The 19,576-nt window shown below is 39.4% G+C and carries 16 protein-coding genes; 12 read left to right on the top strand and 4 right to left on the bottom strand.

All coding sequences use genetic code 11. The features are described 5' to 3' along the window. The first annotated feature begins 28 nt into the window (after nucleotides 1-28). Both AC07WY_RS12535 and hisIE read left to right on the top strand, forming a co-directional pair. A complete protein-coding gene (locus tag AC07WY_RS12535; protein WP_494736462.1) occupies nucleotides 29-1,318 on the top strand; it encodes an FAD-dependent oxidoreductase in 1,290 nt (429 codons plus the stop codon). Between the two features lie 166 nt (nucleotides 1,319-1,484). After that, the gene (gene hisIE, locus AC07WY_RS12530) at nucleotides 1,485-2,270 is read left to right on the top strand and encodes a bifunctional phosphoribosyl-AMP cyclohydrolase/phosphoribosyl-ATP diphosphatase HisIE (protein ID WP_004816700.1); all 786 of its coding nucleotides are present in this window, start codon (nucleotides 1,485-1,487) and stop codon (nucleotides 2,268-2,270) included. Nucleotides 2,271-2,329: 59 nt separating this feature from the next. Here hisIE and AC07WY_RS12525 read toward each other — a convergent pair whose 3' ends face one another. Next, nucleotides 2,330-4,327: a PhoX family protein gene (locus AC07WY_RS12525; RefSeq protein ID WP_262087192.1), complete on the bottom strand. Its 1,998-nt coding sequence runs from the start codon at nucleotides 4,325-4,327 to the stop codon at nucleotides 2,330-2,332. A 261-nt stretch (nucleotides 4,328-4,588) separates the two neighbouring features. On the opposite strand from AC07WY_RS12525, the gene AC07WY_RS12520 reads away from it, so the two are divergent. From AC07WY_RS12520 to AC07WY_RS12480, 9 genes are all read left to right on the top strand, one after another. Beyond that, nucleotides 4,589-6,082 (top strand): UvrD-helicase domain-containing protein, encoded by a 1,494-nt coding sequence (locus tag AC07WY_RS12520; RefSeq protein ID WP_004725463.1) that lies wholly within the window; start codon nucleotides 4,589-4,591, stop codon nucleotides 6,080-6,082. A 93-nt stretch (nucleotides 6,083-6,175) separates the two neighbouring features. Then, nucleotides 6,176-7,549, top strand: coding sequence for an ATP-binding protein (locus AC07WY_RS12515; RefSeq protein ID WP_494736461.1), 1,374 nt, complete (start codon nucleotides 6,176-6,178; stop codon nucleotides 7,547-7,549). Nucleotides 7,550-7,999: 450 nt separating this feature from the next. Then, nucleotides 8,000-10,837, top strand: coding sequence for a monovalent cation/H+ antiporter subunit A (locus AC07WY_RS12510; RefSeq protein ID WP_419336045.1), 2,838 nt, complete (start codon nucleotides 8,000-8,002; stop codon nucleotides 10,835-10,837). A gap of 3 nt (nucleotides 10,838-10,840) precedes the next feature. Further along, entirely contained in the window at nucleotides 10,841-11,206 is a 366-nt protein-coding gene (locus AC07WY_RS12505; protein WP_004725457.1) for a Na+/H+ antiporter subunit C, read from the top strand. Then, on the top strand, nucleotides 11,206-13,008 hold the full coding sequence (locus AC07WY_RS12500) for a monovalent cation/H+ antiporter subunit D (RefSeq protein WP_262087194.1): 1,803 nt from the start codon (nucleotides 11,206-11,208) through the stop codon (nucleotides 13,006-13,008). The genes AC07WY_RS12505 and AC07WY_RS12500 overlap by 1 nt, the downstream gene beginning before the upstream one ends. Beyond that, nucleotides 13,009-13,530: a Na+/H+ antiporter subunit E gene (locus tag AC07WY_RS12495; protein WP_004816689.1), complete on the top strand. Its 522-nt coding sequence runs from the start codon at nucleotides 13,009-13,011 to the stop codon at nucleotides 13,528-13,530. Further along, nucleotides 13,527-13,802 (top strand): monovalent cation/H+ antiporter subunit F, encoded by a 276-nt coding sequence (locus AC07WY_RS12490; protein ID WP_494736460.1) that lies wholly within the window; start codon nucleotides 13,527-13,529, stop codon nucleotides 13,800-13,802. The genes AC07WY_RS12495 and AC07WY_RS12490 overlap by 4 nt, the downstream gene beginning before the upstream one ends. 23 nt (nucleotides 13,803-13,825) lie before the next feature. After that, nucleotides 13,826-14,206: a Na+/H+ antiporter subunit G gene (locus tag AC07WY_RS12485; RefSeq protein WP_034615073.1), complete on the top strand. Its 381-nt coding sequence runs from the start codon at nucleotides 13,826-13,828 to the stop codon at nucleotides 14,204-14,206. Nucleotides 14,207-14,952: 746 nt separating this feature from the next. After that, on the top strand, nucleotides 14,953-15,579 hold the full coding sequence (locus AC07WY_RS12480) for a riboflavin synthase subunit alpha (RefSeq protein WP_262087197.1): 627 nt from the start codon (nucleotides 14,953-14,955) through the stop codon (nucleotides 15,577-15,579). A 44-nt stretch (nucleotides 15,580-15,623) separates the two neighbouring features. On the opposite strand, the gene AC07WY_RS12475 is transcribed toward AC07WY_RS12480, so the two are convergent. Together AC07WY_RS12475 and AC07WY_RS12470 are read right to left on the bottom strand one after the other, a co-directional pair. Next, complete coding sequence (locus AC07WY_RS12475; RefSeq protein ID WP_004725446.1) at nucleotides 15,624-16,514, bottom strand: metal-dependent hydrolase; 891 nt, start codon at nucleotides 16,512-16,514, stop codon at nucleotides 15,624-15,626. A 571-nt stretch (nucleotides 16,515-17,085) separates the two neighbouring features. After that, nucleotides 17,086-17,439, bottom strand: a complete 354-nt coding sequence (locus AC07WY_RS12470) for a winged helix-turn-helix transcriptional regulator (protein ID WP_056517466.1) — start codon at nucleotides 17,437-17,439, stop codon at nucleotides 17,086-17,088. A gap of 91 nt (nucleotides 17,440-17,530) precedes the next feature. Here AC07WY_RS12470 and AC07WY_RS12465 point away from each other — a divergent pair, with 91 nt between their 5' ends. After that, a complete protein-coding gene (locus tag AC07WY_RS12465) occupies nucleotides 17,531-18,079 on the top strand; it encodes an NAD(P)H-dependent oxidoreductase (protein ID WP_262087199.1) in 549 nt (182 codons plus the stop codon). A gap of 73 nt (nucleotides 18,080-18,152) precedes the next feature. Here AC07WY_RS12465 and AC07WY_RS12460 read toward each other — a convergent pair whose 3' ends face one another. Beyond that, the gene (locus AC07WY_RS12460; RefSeq protein ID WP_262087201.1) at nucleotides 18,153-19,574 is read right to left on the bottom strand and encodes an FAD-dependent oxidoreductase; all 1,422 of its coding nucleotides are present in this window, start codon (nucleotides 19,572-19,574) and stop codon (nucleotides 18,153-18,155) included. Between the last annotated feature and the right edge of the window lie 2 nt (nucleotides 19,575-19,576).

Genomic DNA, 19,576 nt, shown 5'->3' with positions numbered 1-19,576 from the left:
TAAATCATTCAAAGCACTTACTCTAATAATGAATCAAACTAAAACGCCAAAATTTGCCATCGTCGGTGCAGGAACAGCAGGGCTTGCTGCAGCAATTTTACTCGCACAACAAAATATACAAGTTACTATTTTTGAGAAAGTATCTGAGCTTGAACCTGTCGGTGCAGGCTTATTGCTTCAACCGTCTGGACTTGCAGTTTTTGAGCACTTAGGTGTGCTTGATGATGCGGTTAAACTCGGTGCAATGGTCACAGGCTTAGAGGGACAACTCGCCAATGGCTTTAAACTGGTAGATAGTCATTATGCCCAAGCCCATCCCGATTTTTATGGTTTAGGCATTCATAGAGCAAGCTTATGTCATGTTTTGCAAAATAAATGCCATGAATTTCCTGAACTGATCACTTGGCACATGAATGCCGATATTGAAAAACTCAAAGAATCAGCAGATGAAATCCGAGTTTTAGGTCAGGTCAATGGTGAGTCTTTTGATGAAGTCTTTGATAGCGTTATTGTTGCCAATGGTGCGCGAAGCCAATTAAGACCAATCGAATGGGTTAAAATCGATCAAGCCTACCCTTGGGGCGCGAAATGGACCATTGTGCCTGAATGTTTGCAGCTTAATACTCAAATTTTGCACCAATTTTATGATCGCTCCAAGATCATGATGGGAATCTTACCTACAGGCGCAATTCCCTCTCAGCCCAAGCAACGACTTTCCAGTATCTTCTGGAGTCTTCCAACCGATCAGCTTGGAAATTTTTTGCCTCATCAACAAGCCCGTGCTGAGTGGTTAAATGCGCTATCCAAACGCTGGAAGCCCGCAGCAGAATGGTTAGAACAAGTAATCGCCAATCCTGAAGAAAAGCAACAATGGCTTTCTGCCCATTATCGTGATGTAGTGCTGTCTAAATTTGGTCAAGGTCGCATCGGTATCATTGGAGACGCTGCACATGCAATGAGCCCACAGCTTGGACAAGGTGCAAATATGGCGCTTTTAGATGCATGGGCTTTGGGACAAGCAGTCCAAGTTGCCCGAAACAATCAAACGATCGATTATGCAAAGCTATGGCAGTGCTATCACCAACATCGCAAAAGCTCATCTGCATTCTATCAATTTTTAAGCCGCTTACTGACGCCCCTATACCAATCTGATCTTTGGTGGGCAGGCGGTTTACGAGATCTAAGCTTCTCATGGATGTACCGTATCCCTTATTTTCGTAAAGAAATGGCAATCACAGTGTCGGGATTAAAATCGGGTATATTTACCCAAATGAAGTATGAGGATATTGCTCGATCATCCTTGGCAAGGGAAAAATGATGTGCACTCAAGTTGCTAATTCTGTAATTTAAAAGTGTGAACAAGCGTTTTAATCTCGACTCAATCCATAATCAATATTTTCCTAAAATGCTGGAAATAACGTACACTATACAACCGCTACCATGTCAACGTAGCGCTCTTTCTTTTTATAACTTGGTGAAATCCTATGAACAATCTGCAATGGCTCGATGAAGTAAAATTTAACGAACAAGGACTTATTCCTGCTATTGCACAGCATCATCAAACTGGACGTATTTTGATGGTGGCATGGATGAACCGTGAAGCATTACAACTGACTGCTGAAAAAATGCAGGGTGTTTATTTTTCTCGTTCACGAAATAAATTATGGTTTAAAGGCGAAGAGTCTGGCCATTTTCAAACCGTTTACGAAATCCGTTTAGACTGTGATGCAGATGTTATCGTCTTACAAATTGAACAGCATGGCGGAATCGCCTGCCATACAGGTCGAGAGTCTTGCTTCTATCGCAAGCTCACTGCAACGGGTTGGGAAATTGTCGATGCACAATTAAAAGATCCAAATGCAATATACGGTGAAAAACCTTCATCGAATCCACATACTATTGCCATGAATAGCTCCAATGCGCAGGCTGAACAAGTCGAAGTCTTGGGTTATTTAGGCAAAATGATGGCTGAACGTAAAGCAGCTGATCCAGATTCCTCTTATGTGGCAAAGCTTTACCATAAAGGTTTAAATAAAATCTTAGAGAAAATTGGTGAAGAAAGTATTGAAACCATCATTGCTGCAAAAGATTTTAAATCTGAAGCGTGTGAAGATCATAAAAATGATCTGATTTATGAAGTTGCAGATCTATGGTTCCATACCATTGTGATGCTTGGTTATTTTGAGTTGGATGTGCAATTGGTACTCAACGAACTTGCACGTCGTCAAGGGCTTTCTGGCCTAGTTGAAAAAGCCAATCGAGATCATTAATTTGGGATTTATAAAAAAGGCAGCGAAATTTCGCTGCCTTTTTTTATTCAAAATTGAAATTAAGAAGATTTTTTCTCAACCGAAGGTGCAATTGGGTCTGCTGTTAAATAGCCCACTGCAGCTGCAAAACGATCTTTATAATTTGCACGAATCAAAGGATCCAAAGTTGCTTGAACCTTACTATGTAAAGAACCCCAATCCCCAGCATGCTGGAAGTTACTCATAATATAAGTCCAACCATTGATTGAATCGACTGCATGTAAACCTGTAGATTCAGCACCTGCTGGGCAAGAAAGAATACGATCTAATTTCTTGGTGTCTACGTTATACGCCCATAAGTAGTTATTCACATGGTTACCGCTATCTTCACCAATGAATAAGGTACGGAATGTTTCAGAGAACTTTAAGTTATCTGCACTTGCAATCGTGTTTGGATCAGAAGTGTTACCAATACCTAGTGGATCAGCAGCCGCATCAATATCCTTACCGATTAACAGCATATGCGATTGATAAGGCACCCACTCACTGACGATTGGACTACCTGATTTATCACTCTTAGAACCTGCTAGATCATGTGCAACAATTCCACCTGCTGAAATTTTCTTAGCGAATGACACGTTATGCGTATCGACCCAAGCCGCATTGCCTTTGATCATTGAATCTTGAATATTGGCTAAAGCAGAATAAGCAACTTTGTCTTTGGCATTGACTGTTGTGCCTTCCATTTTTGTAAATGCCATACTACCGCCCATCAAAGCAGCGTAACGATGGGTTTCTAAGAATGCTGCTGCTTTTTCCATTCCAGGTTTAACTTTCACCCAAATGGTTTTCTTTTGCAGAATAATTTTAGTATAGCTTACATCTTGTGGATCTTTGTCCAAGCTTTCCATGATTTGACTTGGTTGAATATTTTGAACATTCACCAAATCTTCAATTTCTTGGCTAGTTGCATGACCCAGCTTAATCCATTGAATTTGTGCCGTTGAGGTTTCATTTAACTCATTCAAATACTTCGCCACATACAATGTTCCCGCAGATAAGTCTTTTTCTTTATCTGCAACAAACATAAACAAGCCACCATTGGTATAGTCATCACCCATTAACGCAGTACGATTATCTGGCATAACTTGGATTAGTTCATGTGAGATACGACCTAAACAATAATGTTTTTTTGCAGTACCTGTACCATCTTTGTTCACTGTAATTTCAGGCAAATGTCCATAGTTATACGGTTTTGCAGAGGTTTCATCACCATAGACGTTTTTACTATAGGCTTTCATTGTTGCCATATCAGTGCCTAAGCCCTGACCAAATGCATCTGGCTCGTATTCTTCACTTGAAAGGTGTGTTCCCCAAGGTGATAAACTCGCACCACACGTAATCCATAAACCATGTGCTTTAGACATATCGACATTATGATATTTAACTAAAGTTAAATGACCTGTTTTTGGGTCTTGATCCAGTGAAATTACCCCAATTGGTGATGGCAATTTACCATACATATCATTGCCAGCTAAATCACGAGTGGTATATTCAAATTGCACCACCGCAAATACTGGGTTGCCTTTTACACCATCAACCTTGGCATCTTTCACTGTCAATAATGAAGTACCATCTGGGCAGTCTGAAAAGAATTGACGTTCTTTGCCTGCCACAGATTTATCGATAATTGGTTGGTTTTTAATATCATAATAACCACCAGCCAAGATCTTTCCACCTTTTCCATCATTGACCATATCGCCTGTTTGGAAGAAGGTTTTATAGGCAAGTTTGTAATCAGTCTTACTATTGTCATCCCAAGTTACAGCTAAACCAGAAGCAACTGTTGTTGTTGCCATTGCTGCTGCATTTGCCAATGTTGGTGCATCCATTGGTGTAAATGTTGCAGATTTTAATTTAGCTGGATTGATCGGTGGTTTAACTGCAGTATTTTTATCATCATCGTTACAACCTGCTAGTGTGGCTGAAGTTGCCATTGCCCCAAGTGGAAGAAATGGAATGCTGGCTAACCAAGTAAGCACTTCACGGCGTGTATGTCGGCTGGCTGAATTTGTCATAACTTTATCCGAATATGTTTTAGAATTTTCCCGTGCTCAGTTTAGAAAGCAGTTATGACAATCTAGTTTCACTTTTAAGTCATTTTAAAGACAAAAGCCCCAATACCTCATATTATGATAAAAATGATCAGGATACGCTCCGCAGATTCTTAGCACAGTCGTTTAAATAACATCTTTTTAGATTTCACCCTAGTGCTGAGCAATTTTTGCTATACTCTGTCCCATATTGAATTTTCAAGCTAATAAGATTTTATAAATACTGTGCCTTATTCTTTTACACCCACATCTGAGCAAAGCTTTGCAATCGCAGAAGCGAAAAAAGGACAATCATTTAAAGTGATTGCCTATGCTGGCACAGGTAAAACCACGACTTTGCAGTTAATCAGTGATGCGATGACGGAGCGCCGTGGGATGTATTTGGCCTTTAATAAGGCAATTGCCACAGAAGCACAGAATAAATTTCATCAAAATGTAGATTGTCGCACCTTCCACTCTTTGGCTTTTCGTAGTGTGTCGCGTGGAGTCACCGATAAATTACGTCTGCCGCGTTTAAGTCCCAGTTTTATTGCCAAAGAATATCGTCTCGAACCCATCACGCTTAGACGTTTAATGGGCGGGCGTTATGAAAAATATGTGCTAATGCCCAGTCGTTTGGCAAGTTTAGTTGCCAATGCTGTAAGTTATTTCTGCTCGACCAGCTCACAATACCCAGCACCACGTCATATCCAAGCACCAAGTTGGCTGCATGCAGATGATATCGAGTCTTTACAAAAACACCTTTACCCTGCTGTAGAAAGACGTTGGTTAGAGTCGATTGATACCAATCATCAAGCTGGTATAGGTCATGATATTTATTTAAAACTCTGGGCATTATCAGATCCATTTATTCCAGCAGATTATGTACTCTTTGATGAAGCTCAAGATGCTGATCCATTAATGCTTGGTATTTTATTGCGTCAGCGTAATACCCAAGTGATTTATGTCGGTGATGCCCATCAACAAATTTACGCATGGCGTGGTGCGGTCAATGCCATGCAACAAATGCCACTCCCTGAATCTCGTTTAACCACTTCATTCCGTTTTGGCGATGCGATTGCAGATGTGGCCAATCATTTGCTCGGTGCATTGGATGAAACTGTGCCTTTATTGGGCAATCCTGAAATGAAATCGAGTGTGGTCAATAAACCACATACTAAAATGCGTGATGCGATTTTATGTCGCACCAATGCACGTGCAATGGAATTGCTTCTTTCTGGCCTCGTGCAAGGCGATAAAGTTGGACTACAAGCCGATCATGCAAAACTCAACCGTTTTGTTGATGCGGCAAGTTTGCTTAAACAAGGTAAACGTGTTGTTGATGTGCCTGAACTGGCTTGGTTTAACTCTTGGCATGATGTACATGAATACTGTGAAACCAATGACGGTAGTGATATCAAACCCTTAGTCAAATTGGTTGACGATCACGGTACGGAACCACTCAAAAAAGCACTTGCTAAAATAACCCCAATAGAGCAAGCTGATTATGTGATTTCAACTGCACATAAAGCCAAAGGGCTAGAATGGAATCGTGTACATATCGAAGATGATTACCAATTTAAAATAAACGGTTTAGAACATAAAATCAGCGATGAAGAATTAAGACTGTTATATGTTGCCTGTACACGGGCAAAGGTCAGCTTAAATATTCATCACATCTATGATCTCGTGCAACAATTGAAAGTAAAAGCGCCATTTAAAAATAAAGCAACAGCATAAGGGTTTTGAGCAGTTCATCTGTATCAGCGAAAAAAATCGCAAGGTGAAAATATCAACAGCTTTTTATGCTGTCCGTCAATTTTCAGGTATCCTATGAAACTAGCAGCAATTCATTTTCGCCATACATACCATTTTGCTGATTTAAAAATAGATTTTAATTATAAAAACAAACCAATCAGTTTAATTGTTGGCGAACAAGCCAGTGGAAAAACGGCAATTATTAAAAATATTTACCAAGCTTTGACTTGGTTTCCTGCACGTTTAAAAGATTTGCGCACACCTGGTGTGGTGATGCTCGACCAAGACATTATGTTAGATCGAGTGCAATCCAAAATAGATGTTAAAATCAAATTCCCAATAGAGTTTGGTCAACTCGCAGAAAGCACTGCAACAGCAGAACAAGATCCGCAAACTTGTCATTGGCAATTATATAAAACCTTAAATAGTTCTGGTGTTGGTCTGAGCAAAGTTGACTTAGTACAACTCGAACAATTGGTAGAACGTTATAATCTGGTGCTCAAAAAAGATCCTGTTCAAGGCTTACCTTTAATTGCCTACTACCCTGCTGAACGATTTGTAAATGAAGTGAATATTCTCAATAAAAATAATCCTATTATTTTACAAGCGCACAATGCCTATGAATTAGTACCGATTCCATATACCACCTTTGCACGATTTTTCGAATGGTTTCGCGAAATCAGTGATATTGAAAATGCACAAATCGCACAACTTTTTCAAAGTGTTTTAGCGCAAAAAGAATCTTCAAATCAAAGCGATGAGGATTTTCAAAGTATTTTATTTCAAGCCCGTGCTCAGTTACATGCACCCAGCTTAAAAGCCTTAAAGCAAAGCTTGAGTATTGTCCTTCCTGAAGTCACAGATCTCTATTTAGAGTATCAGCCCAAATTACAACTGATGGTCACTTATAAAAATCAAAGTCTGACTTACTCACAACTGTCGAATACGGTTAAAAATTGGCTGGCCTTAGTCGGTGATTTGGTGCGTCGTATGTGCATACTCAATCCTTTAAGTCTTTATCCTTGTGAAGAAGGTGAAGGCATCTTACTGATTGATCAAATTGATGTTGATTTAGACCAATTTGGCCTTCAGTTAATTCTCGATCGTTTAAATCAAGCCTTTCCTCGTTTACAGGTCATTGCCACAGCCAGTCATGAAGAACTGCTTGAGCAAGCCGACGAATATCAATGTTTTAAACTGGATAATAAAAAGCTTTATGAAATTCAGAACAATAAAGTATGGCAAGAATACCAAGATATTTATGCAAACTTGCTCAAAGAAGTTCCCAAAAGCGCTGAACAGGATTTGCTTGAACCCGAACCCAATCTACCAGTAAATGTTCAACAGCTTTTTGAGCAATTTAAACACCTGAGTGAAGAACAAAAGACCGAATTAAAACGTTTAATGCAGTCTGGTGATGGCCAAACGTCACATAAGTTCTTATTATAGAAATAACTCAGCCTATACCCATCAATAGCAGACAATGAATGATCATCAATTGTGAAACACTGTCTTTTATACTCCATTCTCAAATCATGAATATATTCACGTTCATATTCATTGTTCTATAAAATTCCAAACACACTAGATTGATTGTTACCGCACGCTTTTCAAGCAGCAAAAAGTCACATGAAGCGTATAATTACAAATGTTTGCGTAAAAAACGACAAAATAAATTGATGTTATTCTACTCATGTAATAAGATGAAAAAATCAATTTAAATTAGATTTTTCAATGCAAATTGATTTTCTAATCGCTTTCTCAAGTTGCGCAACACAACTCATTTTTTAATTATTAATTTAATTCGGCTTTCAAGATTTAAGTTATTGGATTGTTCCTTGCATTCCTCAAATCCTTGAAAGATAAGATTCACATAGGTTTCACGACCTATTCACGACAATGGATACGCGTGTGCTTCCGATTATTATTCTTTTACCATTAATACTTGGCACTATCGTTGTTCTGTGGCTGAAGCAATTCTCTCGCGGGGTAACAGCTTTAGGGGCAATCGGGGTCAGTTTAAGCAGTTTTATCCTGCTACTGACTCAAGCGAAAACAGTATTAAATGGACAAGCCGTTTTAGAGCAGTGGCAATGGCTACCTCAAATTGGTATTGATTTTAGTTTCCGATTAGATGCTTTAAGTTTAATTTTTTCATTGCTGATCACGGGGATCGGTACACTGATTTATATCTATGCCTATTATTATCTAAACCCGAAAAATTCTCTGAGTAAGCTCTATGCATTGTTGATGCTGTTTATGGCCGCAATGTTGGGCATTTCTTTGTCGAATAATTTAATTATTTTATTGGTTTTTTGGGAATTGACTAGTATTTCATCGTTCTTGCTGGTGGGCTATTGGAGTAACTACGACGCTGCGCAACGTGGTGCACGGATGGCGCTGACCATCACTGGTATGGGTGGCTTAGCCATGCTGGGTGGCTTTATTCTGATTGGTCAAATCGCAGGAACCTATCAAATTGACCAACTCACCATGATGGCGAGTACAATTCAAAATAGTGGTTTATTTGTTCCCGCTTTATTGTTGATTTTATTGGGTGCGTTTACTAAAAGTGCGCAATTTCCCTTCCATTTCTGGCTCCCCAATGCCATGGCAGCACCAACCCCTGTATCCGCCTATCTGCATTCAGCAACTATGGTAAAAGCAGGGATTTTTCTGGTTGCACGCTTATTGCCAATCTTTGTTGGCTCGGCATTGTTCCATAATCTTGTCACCACAATTGGTCTGCTGACCTTATGTATGGCGGCATTTTTTGCCATCTTTAAAGAAGATTTAAAAGGCTTACTGGCTTATTCAACCATCAGTCATTTAGGCTTGATCATGTGCCTTTTGGGTATAGGCTCACCTTTAGCCGTGGCTGCTGCAGTTTTCCATATTATCAATCATGCAACCTTTAAAGCAGCATTATTTATGCTGGCTGGGATCATTGACCATGAATCTGGTACACGGGATTTAAGAAAGTTAAGTGGGCTTTGGCAACTTCTTCCATTTACAGCAACATTAACCATGATTACCGCTGCAAGTATGGCGGGTGTACCTTTGACCAATGGCTTTATCTCGAAAGAAATGTTCTTTACTGAGTTATTGGCAAACTTATCTGGTGGTTATGTTGTGTTGGCAGCGATTGTTGCGACATTGGCAGGTTTATTTGCGGTTGCTTACTCAGTTCGTCTGGTACACGGTGTATTTTTTGATGGTGATGTGGGGCGTGATGTTCCCAATAAAAATGCCCATGAGCCGCCAATCGGTATGCGAATTCCAGCAATCATATTGGCAACTTTATGTATTTTAGTGGGGATCATTCCGGCACTATTGGTTGAAAACATTGTCAATGCCGGAACACGCGCATCAACACAAATTGCCAGTTTTGAAGGGGTTCATTTAGCCATCTGGCATGGTTTTAATTTACCGTTACTGATGAGTGCAATTGCCTTAATTGGTGGTGTGATTTTCTATTTCGCCTTAGCCAAAGGCGGGCGAATTCGTGAAATTGATCTTGATCCACACTTAGGTCGTTTCCAAGGCAAATTATTATTTGAAGATTTTCTCAAAAATCTCCTGCTGATTTCACGCAAAATTAAGAAAAAAACTGAAACGGGCTCATTACAAAATTATTTATTGTGGATTTTGGCCTTAAGTATTGCCGTGGTTGCCACACCATTGATCAACCAAAATTTAACTACAGGAACACGTGAACTCACACATGCACCCTTTACTGCAATCGTGTTATGGCTGTTATTGTTCTCCGCCTGCTGGATGATGCTGTGGTTCCACCATGAACGTATCAAAGCGGTTCTAATTAGTGGTGCAATTGGTTTGGTCGTAACGATGATTTTCATCACACTCTCTGCGCCAGACTTAGCACTGACACAAATTACCGTGGATGTTGTCACAACAGTTCTGCTATTGATGAGTTTATCACTGCTTCCTCAATTAACCCCTTATGAGTCCAGCCAAACCCGTCGTTGGCGTGATGCAGTCATTGCAATTGGTGGCGGTATTGGTATTGGTTGGATTACTTGGTTAATCATGACACGTGATCATAATTCGATTTCATGGTTCTTTGTTCAGCAGTCAATTCCGTTAGGCGGTGGCTCAAATATCGTCAATGTCATTCTGGTTGATTTCCGTGGTTTCGATACCTTTGGTGAAATTGCAGTATTGGGCATTGCAGCCATTGGTGCGCTGTGCATGATGGATGGGATGCGTGCTCATGGCACCACGATCACTCAAGGCCTGAGCTATCGTTTCAATCCATCGCCGTTGATGTTCCGTATGACTGCTTCATGGGTACTGCCAATCGCACTTGTGGTAAGTCTGTATATTTTCCTACGAGGACATAATTATCCAGGTGGCGGCTTTATTGCAGGCTTAATTACCTCCATGGCATTGGTGATCCAATATATTGCGATTGGACAAGATCAGGCTGAAAAAATGCTGCGTGCTCAATCTGGTCGTTTATACGAAATCTGGATTGGTTTAGGGCTGATCATTGCTGGGCTTTCAGGTCTGGCTTCATGGTTCTGGGCACGTCCGTTTCTTACCAGTGCACATATTTATGTGGAATCAGGGCTGTTTGGCAAATTCCATCTGGCCTCTGCTGCCGGATTTGACCTTGGCGTATACGTCACGGTTGTTGGTGCAGCCATGTTACTCATTTCTGTTTTAGGCGACTCTAGACATTCAAGCATGTCTGGTCCAGTACCCAAGGAGTAATGCATGATCAGTTTAGAATTTTTAATTGCATCTGCGATTGGATTATTGGTTGCCTCAGGAATTTATCTGATTCTTCGTGCACGTACCTTTCCAGTCGTTCTTGGATTAGCCATGATTGGCTATGCAGTCAATATCTTCCTGTTTTCGATGGGAAGAATACAAATCAGTTCACCTGCGATTTTAACCCAAGCCAGCAAAGTCACTGACCCTTTGCCTCAAGCTTTAGTGCTAACCGCAATTGTCATTGGCTTTGCAACGACTGCTTTTATCGTTCAATTGGCATTACGCAGTCGTTATGAGTCTGGGACAGACCATGTAGACACCAAAGAGGAACCGAGTAATTTTGACCCACGTGAGGATGAGCCATAATGACCAGCTTTTTAGATTTTTGGTATGCTCATTCTCCAATCCTGAGTATTTTAATTCCTGCATTTACAGGCTTTATGCTGATTTTATTAGGCAATCCTGGTTCAGGCGCTTTAAAACATGATTGGCGACAACCTTGGCGCCGTGGTATTAGCTTAATCTCGGTTATGCTTGGACTCGCCACTGCGATTGCTTACCTGATTCAAGCCAATACCGGGAAAATCTTTGTTTATCAACTTGCTGAATGGTCTGCACCATTTGGGATTGTCTTGGTACTGGATCGCTTATCGGCGTTAATGCTGGTTCTCACCTACACACTTGCAGCGCCTGTATTGTGGTTTGCCAGCAAAGAATGGGATGAACGTGGGCGTTATTTTCATGCCATGTTCCATCTTCTTTTAATGGGTCTGACTGGTGCATTCTTAACAGGTGACTTATTTAACCTGTTTGTATTCTTTGAAATATTACTGATGGCATCTTATGTCTTGCTGTTACATGGTCAAGGCAAAGCCCGTTTCCAATTAGGTATTCACTACGTCACTATCAACTTACTGGCTTCTGCCCTATTCCTCATCGGTTTAGGTATGATTTATGGCAGTGTGGGCAGTTTGAATATGGCCGATGTCGGTCGTTTATTACCGACCTTGGAACATGATCAACATCGTCTTGCTATAGCAGGTGGTTTGCTTCTATTTGTTGTATTTGGCATCAAAGCAGCCATGTTACCTGTGGGTTTCTGGTTGCCAAAAACCTATGCTGTTGCGGCGACACCTGTTGCTGCTATTTTCACCATCATGACCAAAGTGGGTGTGTATGCAATTTTACGGGTCAATGGTACCGTCTTTAATGATCAGCTTGGTCAAACGATCTTTAGCAATTACTTATTGCCAATTGGTTTAATCACATCATTATATGGTGTGATCGGTGCACTCGCAGCTGAACGCTTACGCCGCTTCGTTGGCTTTATGGTGTTATCCTCAGTCGGAACGATTTTAGTTGCCATTGCCATGTTTAACACACCAGCATGGGCTGCTGGATTGTATTACCTTGTTCACAGTACCATCATTGCCGCTTCGTTCTATTTGCTCTGTGGTTGGATTACTTCACAACGTGGTGCAATGAAAGATCATCTCAAAGTCGCACCAAAGATGAAGCAAGACAAAGTCATTGCCATGACGTTCTTTCTTATCGCTTTGATGATGGCAGGTTTGCCACCATTTAGTGGTTTTTTAGGCAAAGTCTTAATCTTACAGGCAACTGCAAACTTGGCTGCACAAGGCTGGATTATTGCGATTATCTTGATTGTGAGTTTTTTAAGTATTCTGGCATTTACACGAGTCGGATTTATCCTGTTTTGGCGAGCGACGACACCTGAGGACAACCCGAAAGAAGAGGCTTATACAGCTTATCAGGACTTACCTGAGCAAGCTCCTGCACGCAATGACAAAAGCGTTTACCTGCTATTGGCAGGACTGATTGTCTATGTCGTTTGTGCTGCTCCAATTTTAAATTATGTTGAAAAAACTGCGCTGCAAGTTTCTGATGCATCACTTTATCAACAGCGTATTTTAAAATTGGATGGGCATGGTGAAACCATCAGTGTACAACCTTTCGATCCGCACTATGTACCTGAAACAAAATACAATGGTGAAATGGTTGATCCAAATGCACACTATATTCCCTATATTATTAGCCCAGAAACCCTAAAAGGTGAACATATCTCTGAATTTAAGCAACGCCAAATTCAGGGACAAGAACAGCAACAACATGTTGAAAATGCTCAACTCAAGCCTATGGAGCAATAAATGCAAAATAAATCATTATTCGCTCGTATTTTACCGCATCCTTTTGTGTCGGTGATTGTGGCAATGAGTTGGCTGATGTTGAACCATAGTGCTGAAAGCTTTGATTTTGTTGTGGCAATCAGTTTGGGATTAATCATTCCTAAACTGATTCAACCCTTTATCATTCATACGCCCAATATTCATTGGAAAAGCGCCATTCAATTATTTTTTGTGGTGCTATGGGACATCGTCATCAGTAATATCAAAGTTGCTAAACAAGTCTTAGGCCCAACCAAAAATCTCACCCCGAAATGGTTTCGAGTTCCTTTGGAAACCGACCATGAACATGTCAATACGTTATTGGCGATGATCATTACCACCACACCAGGTACAGTCAGTGCTGGGATTGATCAAGAACGTGGTGATATTTTGGTTCATGCACTAAGTTGTGATGATGTAGACGCAGAAATTCAAGCGATTAAAGCCCGCTATGAAGTTCCTTTAATCGAAATCTTTGACCTGCAACGAGGAGCACGTTCATGAGTATTTTACCTTATGCACTTGGTATTAGCCTGCTCGCAGTGACCATCTCTATGTTGTTATGTTTAGTCCGTTTGGTGATGGGCCCTTCTATCGTAGATCGATTACTGGCATTGGATACATTGTTTTTAAATGCAACCTGCTTAGTTGTCATTCTTGGCATTTATTGGGCAAGTACCTCAATGTTTGAAGGCGCATTATTGGTTGCAATGCTGGGCTTTGTTTCAACTGCTGCACTGGCTCGTTATTTTACAACGGGTCATGTGGTTGATTAAGGAGAAAGTACATGGAAAATAATATGCAAATTGTCATGGAAATCATCGTTTCATTCTTCTTGATTGTTGGTGCGTTTTTTACTTTGGTGGGTGGCATAGGTATGGTCAAATTACCAGACTTATTTATGCGTCTACATGCACCGACCAAATCCAGTACCTTGGGTTTAGGCAGTTTTTTAATCGCGGGAATGATTTACGCAGCATTTAACAGTCGTTTAGGTTTTGCAGAGTTATTGATCACACTGCTTGCCTTTATTACAGCTCCCGTATCGGCAAATTTGATTGCGCAGGCGGCAATTCATTTACGTCTACGTTCAACCTCTGGTGATGTACCTGAAGCGATTAATCGTCCTTTACCATGGCAACGTCAAAAAATCATAAAACAGTTTAAAGATAAGATTTAATTCATTTTCTGACTAATTGTTGATTGGTTGGTTGGCTAAATTGAATTGGACTGAGTCTAGGTACATACTGACTTAGTCCAATTTAAGCCATAACCAAGCTTAGATTGTCTGAAATACATTATCATCAAACTATATAAACTTTTCCCTATAAAATAAGCTTTGGCAAACCTTACTGCTATATTCATTCTCTTTTAAAAAATCATCTATAGCCAAACCACCTAATTATTCATACAAGTGATTTTTATCAAGTCATTGATCATAAATAAAGCTTATGTTTTTGTATTAACTTTTAGAAACAGTTAGCTATCAATTCATTTTTTGTACTTTTGAATCATAGATAGTTATTCTACCGCGAGGCGACATGGATGTCGCCGTTGGGCGGGGGTATATGAGCAAAAATAAAGCACTGCTTTGTTTGCAGCGCAAGAGCCCTGTTAAACAAAAGATTTTTGTCACCTTTTCATCTCTGAAAAGTGAGGCATCGCCTACGCAAAGGTATTGAAACTTTGAATGTAAGGTGTGGCATTGCAAACTTTTTTATAATCAAACAATTTTATTTTCCCATGCAATTGATTTAATTAAAAATATTGATTAAGAGAAATTATATGATTGTGTCTGAGTTTTTTGACGGGTTAACTATAAGTATAACTCTAGACTCTTCTATACAACATAAATCTAAAATTCAACCCTAGTCCTCTTCAATGAAATCTGTACAATAAAAATCAGCTAAATAAAAGAGATCAGCGATGTATACAGGTATCGTTCAAGGCTTAGAAAAAGTTGTAAACATCCAACAAGGTGATAATTTTACAACCCTTTATATTTCCAATGAAAATGGCTTTTTAAATGATGTTTTTATTGGCGCCAGTGTTGCAATCGATGGTACATGCCTAACCGCAACAAGTTTTGATACTATTGCAAATATAGCCTCATTTGATGTTTCAGCATTGACCACTTCTCTCACCACATTACAATTTTTAAAAATTGGTGATGAAGTCAATATTGAAAGATCCATCAAAGCTGGTATGGAAAACGGTGGGCACAATATTTTTGGGCATATCGAGGGTATGGCAACCATTAAAGATGTGGTTCATACTGGTGAAACGCTACACATTGATATCGTTATTCCAGATGACAATATCAAATACTTCTTTAAAAAGGGCTTTATTGGACTGCAAGGTTGCAGCTTGACGGTCAATCGTGTGGATCGGAAAACTAATGAAATTTCGGTGGATTTAATCCCCGAAACCTTACGTTTGACGACATTTAAATATATCCAAATTGGTGGCAAACTCAATTATGAAATTGACCAAATGACCCGCACTATGGTCGATACTTTAGAAAGTATCCATCAACGTCAGCAAGAAAACTAAAAGAGCCAATCATATAAATTAGCCCTTTGATCTAAAGCATTGTCTTAACTATATAACGGCAGGTGCACTTCTTCTTGGAAACTTTCCATTCCATAATCATCTGCCAGCTTTTCTTTCCAGTACGCCACAATCTTCGAATAATCAATTTCATCCGGATGAAAGTCAGATTTGTAATAAGATAAATATTCAGGAATCAATGAAATCAACATTTTAGAAATCATATATACCCCAAAGATATTTTGCGGCACTTTAGGTAAACTTTTCCTCCAGTCTTGCATAAACAAACGGGTAGCCGAATAAAACGTTAAACTTGCAAAACCCGTAGTCACATTACGCATCACTGTACGACGAGTACGATCATCTTTATAAATCGCCTGATATACATCAAATGCCACTGCACGATGCTCAATTTCTTCGATTGCATGCCACACCCAAAGTTTCACCGCATCATCATCCAGAGTACTTAAAACTTCAGGATGACGAAGAATATAGCCACCCAATAAGGCAGTAAAATGCTCAAAAGCTGCGGTAACAGCCAGTTGTAATTTAGGATGTACACTTTTAATCAGTGCATCTCGACGCGCTAACCATGCTTGGAAACTGTCTAAGTTATAATCATCACGGCGCCATGCATCATTGAATTCTGTATGGGCTTTGGAGTGCATGGCTTCTTGACCAATAAATGCTGCAATTTGCGCTTGCAATTTTTCATCCGTGATTTTGTCACGTACATTACGCACACTATGTACAAAGAACTGCTCACCAATCGGAAATGTTGAAGAAAGCGCAGTCAATAAATGTGACATAACAGGAGAATTGGCAAAAAAATGTCTGCGAATTGCTTTTGGGTTAAAGCTTGGTTTACGGACTTTAATACCAATAGCTTTAGGACGATTTAAATATGATTTTTCTGCCGTCGCTTGAACTGTTGACATAAGGATAATCCTACATTTGTCTGAATTTAAGCTATATTGGCACAATCTCAATATTTGTATATTGCAGAATCATCCACACAGTTGACCTAAAATATCATTTTCAAGAAAACACATGGCTCAATTGAAAACTTAAAAAAATTAAAAATATAAATTATTGATATAATTAAACTTATTAAAAATAAATATATTTCTTATCTTCACAAAAAAGTGCTTTATCGTTTACAGAAAGCCTAAAATCGAGATTTATAAGCATGCTTTTATTGACTTAAATGACATTTTTCAATCAGATTGAATTGTATTTTAATTTTTAAAACAATCACATAGGATCTATTCAAAATTAGAACTCAATTTATAAATATTTATGCTTGCAACGTCATATAAACATTCAACAAAAAAGCATGTGTTTTATAGAACCCAAACAAACATGATTCGTCTAGTAACTTTTTTGTATTAAAAAACAAACTGTTGCTTTAGTATGATTGGCAAATTTTATTGTTAAATTGCACTTTTCATCGCTTTCCATAGCCGATTTGAGCATTAAAACTGCTTCTTTCAACGCCTTCACTTTGAATCAGTTTTGCTCTGAAAAGCCATGTGCCCAAGCAGATAAAGCATCCAGTACAGGTATAAATGTTTGACCAAATGCAGTTAATTCATACACCACTTTGACTGGAGGCTTGTCACCAAATACGGTTCTGGAAATAAAACCATTCTTTTCCAATTGCTTAAGTTGCAAACTTAAGGTCATTTCTGTGATATCTGGCATATCACGCTTAAGTTGATTAAAGCGTTTTGACTCCTCCTTTAGATAATAAAGAATCACGGTTTTCCATTTCCCACCGATTAAATCCATCACCATACTAATCGGACAATGATAGGTCTTATCGTGAAAGGTCACTTCACAGGTGTTTTGCTCAGTATTCATTTTTTCTGCTAGCTATCAAAATGGATAGTTATTGTACATAAAAACTATAATATTTATATTCACTATAATTTTTATAGTTGGAAAAACCAAGATGGCATTACTGATTTTAGCGCATCCCAGTTTTACTGAATCTGTCGCAAATAAAACCATTGTCGATGAATTATCAAGAACTCAAACTGATTTAGAAATTCGCCATATCCATGATTTATATCCAGATTATCAAATCGATATTACTGCTGAACAAAGCGCGCTATTAAGACATGAGCTGATTATTTTACAATGTCCTATGTACTGGTTCAGTATACCTGCCATTTTAAAAATTTGGTTTGATCAGGTATTTACCTATCAATTTGCCTATGGTTCTAAAGGAGACAAGCTTAAACATAAAAAGCTTTTGCTGAGTATGACCATTGGTCAACCTGAGCAGAATTTTAGTACGGAACAACAGCATTCATTATTGGAGGACTTTTTATCTCCAATTCAAAAATCAGCACTTTATACCGGAATGGAATATTTAGAACCCGTGTTCTTATATGATATTTCAACTGTTTTAGGACATACGCATACTGAAATAAGAACTCGAGCAAAACAACATAGTTTAAAGTTAAATCATTATCTGCAAACGATTGACTCAGATTAATTTTTTGAGTTTGTTGCATTAAAAAGCCCGCATGACTGCGGGCTCTTAAATAGATGTTATTTAATGTCTAAAATTAAACATCAAGATAATCTAAAATTCCTTCAGCAGCTTCACGACCTTCCCAGATTGCAGTCACCACCAAATCAGAACCACGTACCATATCTCCGCCCGCAAAGATTTTTGGGTTAGAGGTTTGGAATTTGAATTGTTGTTTTTCAGCTGCAATGACTCGGCCAGAACCATCTAACCCAATATTTGCATCTGCAAACCATTCTGCTGGGCTGGTACGGAAACCAAAAGCCAGCAATACCGCATCTGCGGGTAAAACTTCTTCAGAGCCTGGAATCGGTTCAGGGCTACGACGACCACGGCTATCTGGGTCACCCAGCTGGGTAGTCACAACTTTTACACCCGTCACTTTACCGTTTTCACCGACGATTTCGATTGGCTGACGGTTGAACTGGAAGTCTACCCCTTCTTCACGCGCATTCTTCACTTCACGACGTGAACCTGGCATATTTTCTTCATCACGACGGTAAGCACAAGTTACTGACTCTGCACCCTGACGGATTGAAGTACGGTTACAGTCCATTGCAGTATCACCACCACCTAAAACGATGACTTTTTTGCCCTGAACACTAATGTATTCAGATGGATCTTTTTCCCAGCCTTGTGTACGATTAACATTTGCAATCAAGAAATCTAGTGCATCATAGACACCATCAAAATCTTCACCTGCAAAGCCACCTTTCATATAGGTATAGGTTCCCATACCCATAAATACAGCATCATAATCAGCAAGCAATTGATCGATAGTGATATCTGTACCAATTTCAGTATTTAAGCGGAATTCAACACCCATGCCTGTGAAAATTTCACGGCGGCGTTTCATTACATCTTTTTCCATTTTAAATTCTGGAATACCAAATGTAAGCAATCCACCAATTTCAGGACGCTTGTCAAATACAACAGGTTTTACTCCATTACGGACTAAAATATCTGCACAACCTAAGCCTGCTGGACCTGCACCAATAATGGCAACTTTTTTGTTGGTCCATTTTACCGATGACATATCTGGACGCCAGCCCAAAGCAAAGGCAGTATCGTTGATATATTTTTCGGCATTACCAATGGTCACAGCACCAAAACCATCATTCAGGGTACAAGCACCCTCACATAAACGGTCTTGCGGACATACCCGACCACATACTTCAGGCAAAGTGTTGGTTTGATGGCAAAGCTCAGCTGCTTGGAAAATACGTCCTTCTGCAATCAGTTTTAACCAGTTTGGAATATAGTTATGTACGGGACATTTCCATTCACAATACGGGTTACCACAGCCTAAACAACGGTGGGTCTGGTTTGCTGCAACTTCCGCTGTAAAAGGTTTATAAATTTCCACAAACTCTGCTTTGCGGACATTAATATCTTTTTTCTCTGGATCTTGGCGTGCTACATCCAGAAATTGAAAGTCATTATTCAGGCGTTCAGCCATGT

The organism is Acinetobacter sp. GW821-FHT01C12 (genome assembly GCF_059422625.1).
Note: the sequence above shows the minus strand (reverse complement) of the source record. Positions and strands in the feature narration are given on the sequence as shown.

Coding starts and splice junctions, on each gene's coding strand:
- AC07WY_RS12525 (WP_262087192.1), bottom strand. CDS start 4,327: ATGACAAATTCAGCCAGCCGACATACACGCCGTGAAGTGCTTACTTGG.
- AC07WY_RS12465 (WP_262087199.1), top strand. CDS start 17,531: ATGGCATTACTGATTTTAGCGCATCCCAGTTTTACTGAATCTGTCGCA.
- AC07WY_RS12500 (WP_262087194.1), top strand. CDS start 11,206: ATGACCAGCTTTTTAGATTTTTGGTATGCTCATTCTCCAATCCTGAGT.
- AC07WY_RS12515 (WP_494736461.1), top strand. CDS start 6,176: ATGAAACTAGCAGCAATTCATTTTCGCCATACATACCATTTTGCTGAT.
- AC07WY_RS12535 (WP_494736462.1), top strand. CDS start 29: ATGAATCAAACTAAAACGCCAAAATTTGCCATCGTCGGTGCAGGAACA.
- AC07WY_RS12510 (WP_419336045.1), top strand. CDS start 8,000: ATGGATACGCGTGTGCTTCCGATTATTATTCTTTTACCATTAATACTT.
- AC07WY_RS12490 (WP_494736460.1), top strand. CDS start 13,527: ATGAGTATTTTACCTTATGCACTTGGTATTAGCCTGCTCGCAGTGACC.
- hisIE (WP_004816700.1), top strand. CDS start 1,485: ATGAACAATCTGCAATGGCTCGATGAAGTAAAATTTAACGAACAAGGA.
- AC07WY_RS12495 (WP_004816689.1), top strand. CDS start 13,009: ATGCAAAATAAATCATTATTCGCTCGTATTTTACCGCATCCTTTTGTG.
- AC07WY_RS12480 (WP_262087197.1), top strand. CDS start 14,953: ATGTATACAGGTATCGTTCAAGGCTTAGAAAAAGTTGTAAACATCCAA.
- AC07WY_RS12505 (WP_004725457.1), top strand. CDS start 10,841: ATGATCAGTTTAGAATTTTTAATTGCATCTGCGATTGGATTATTGGTT.
- AC07WY_RS12470 (WP_056517466.1), bottom strand. CDS start 17,439: ATGAATACTGAGCAAAACACCTGTGAAGTGACCTTTCACGATAAGACC.
- AC07WY_RS12485 (WP_034615073.1), top strand. CDS start 13,826: ATGCAAATTGTCATGGAAATCATCGTTTCATTCTTCTTGATTGTTGGT.
- AC07WY_RS12475 (WP_004725446.1), bottom strand. CDS start 16,514: ATGTCAACAGTTCAAGCGACGGCAGAAAAATCATATTTAAATCGTCCT.
- AC07WY_RS12460 (WP_262087201.1), bottom strand. CDS start 19,574: ATGGCTGAACGCCTGAATAATGACTTTCAATTTCTGGATGTAGCACGC.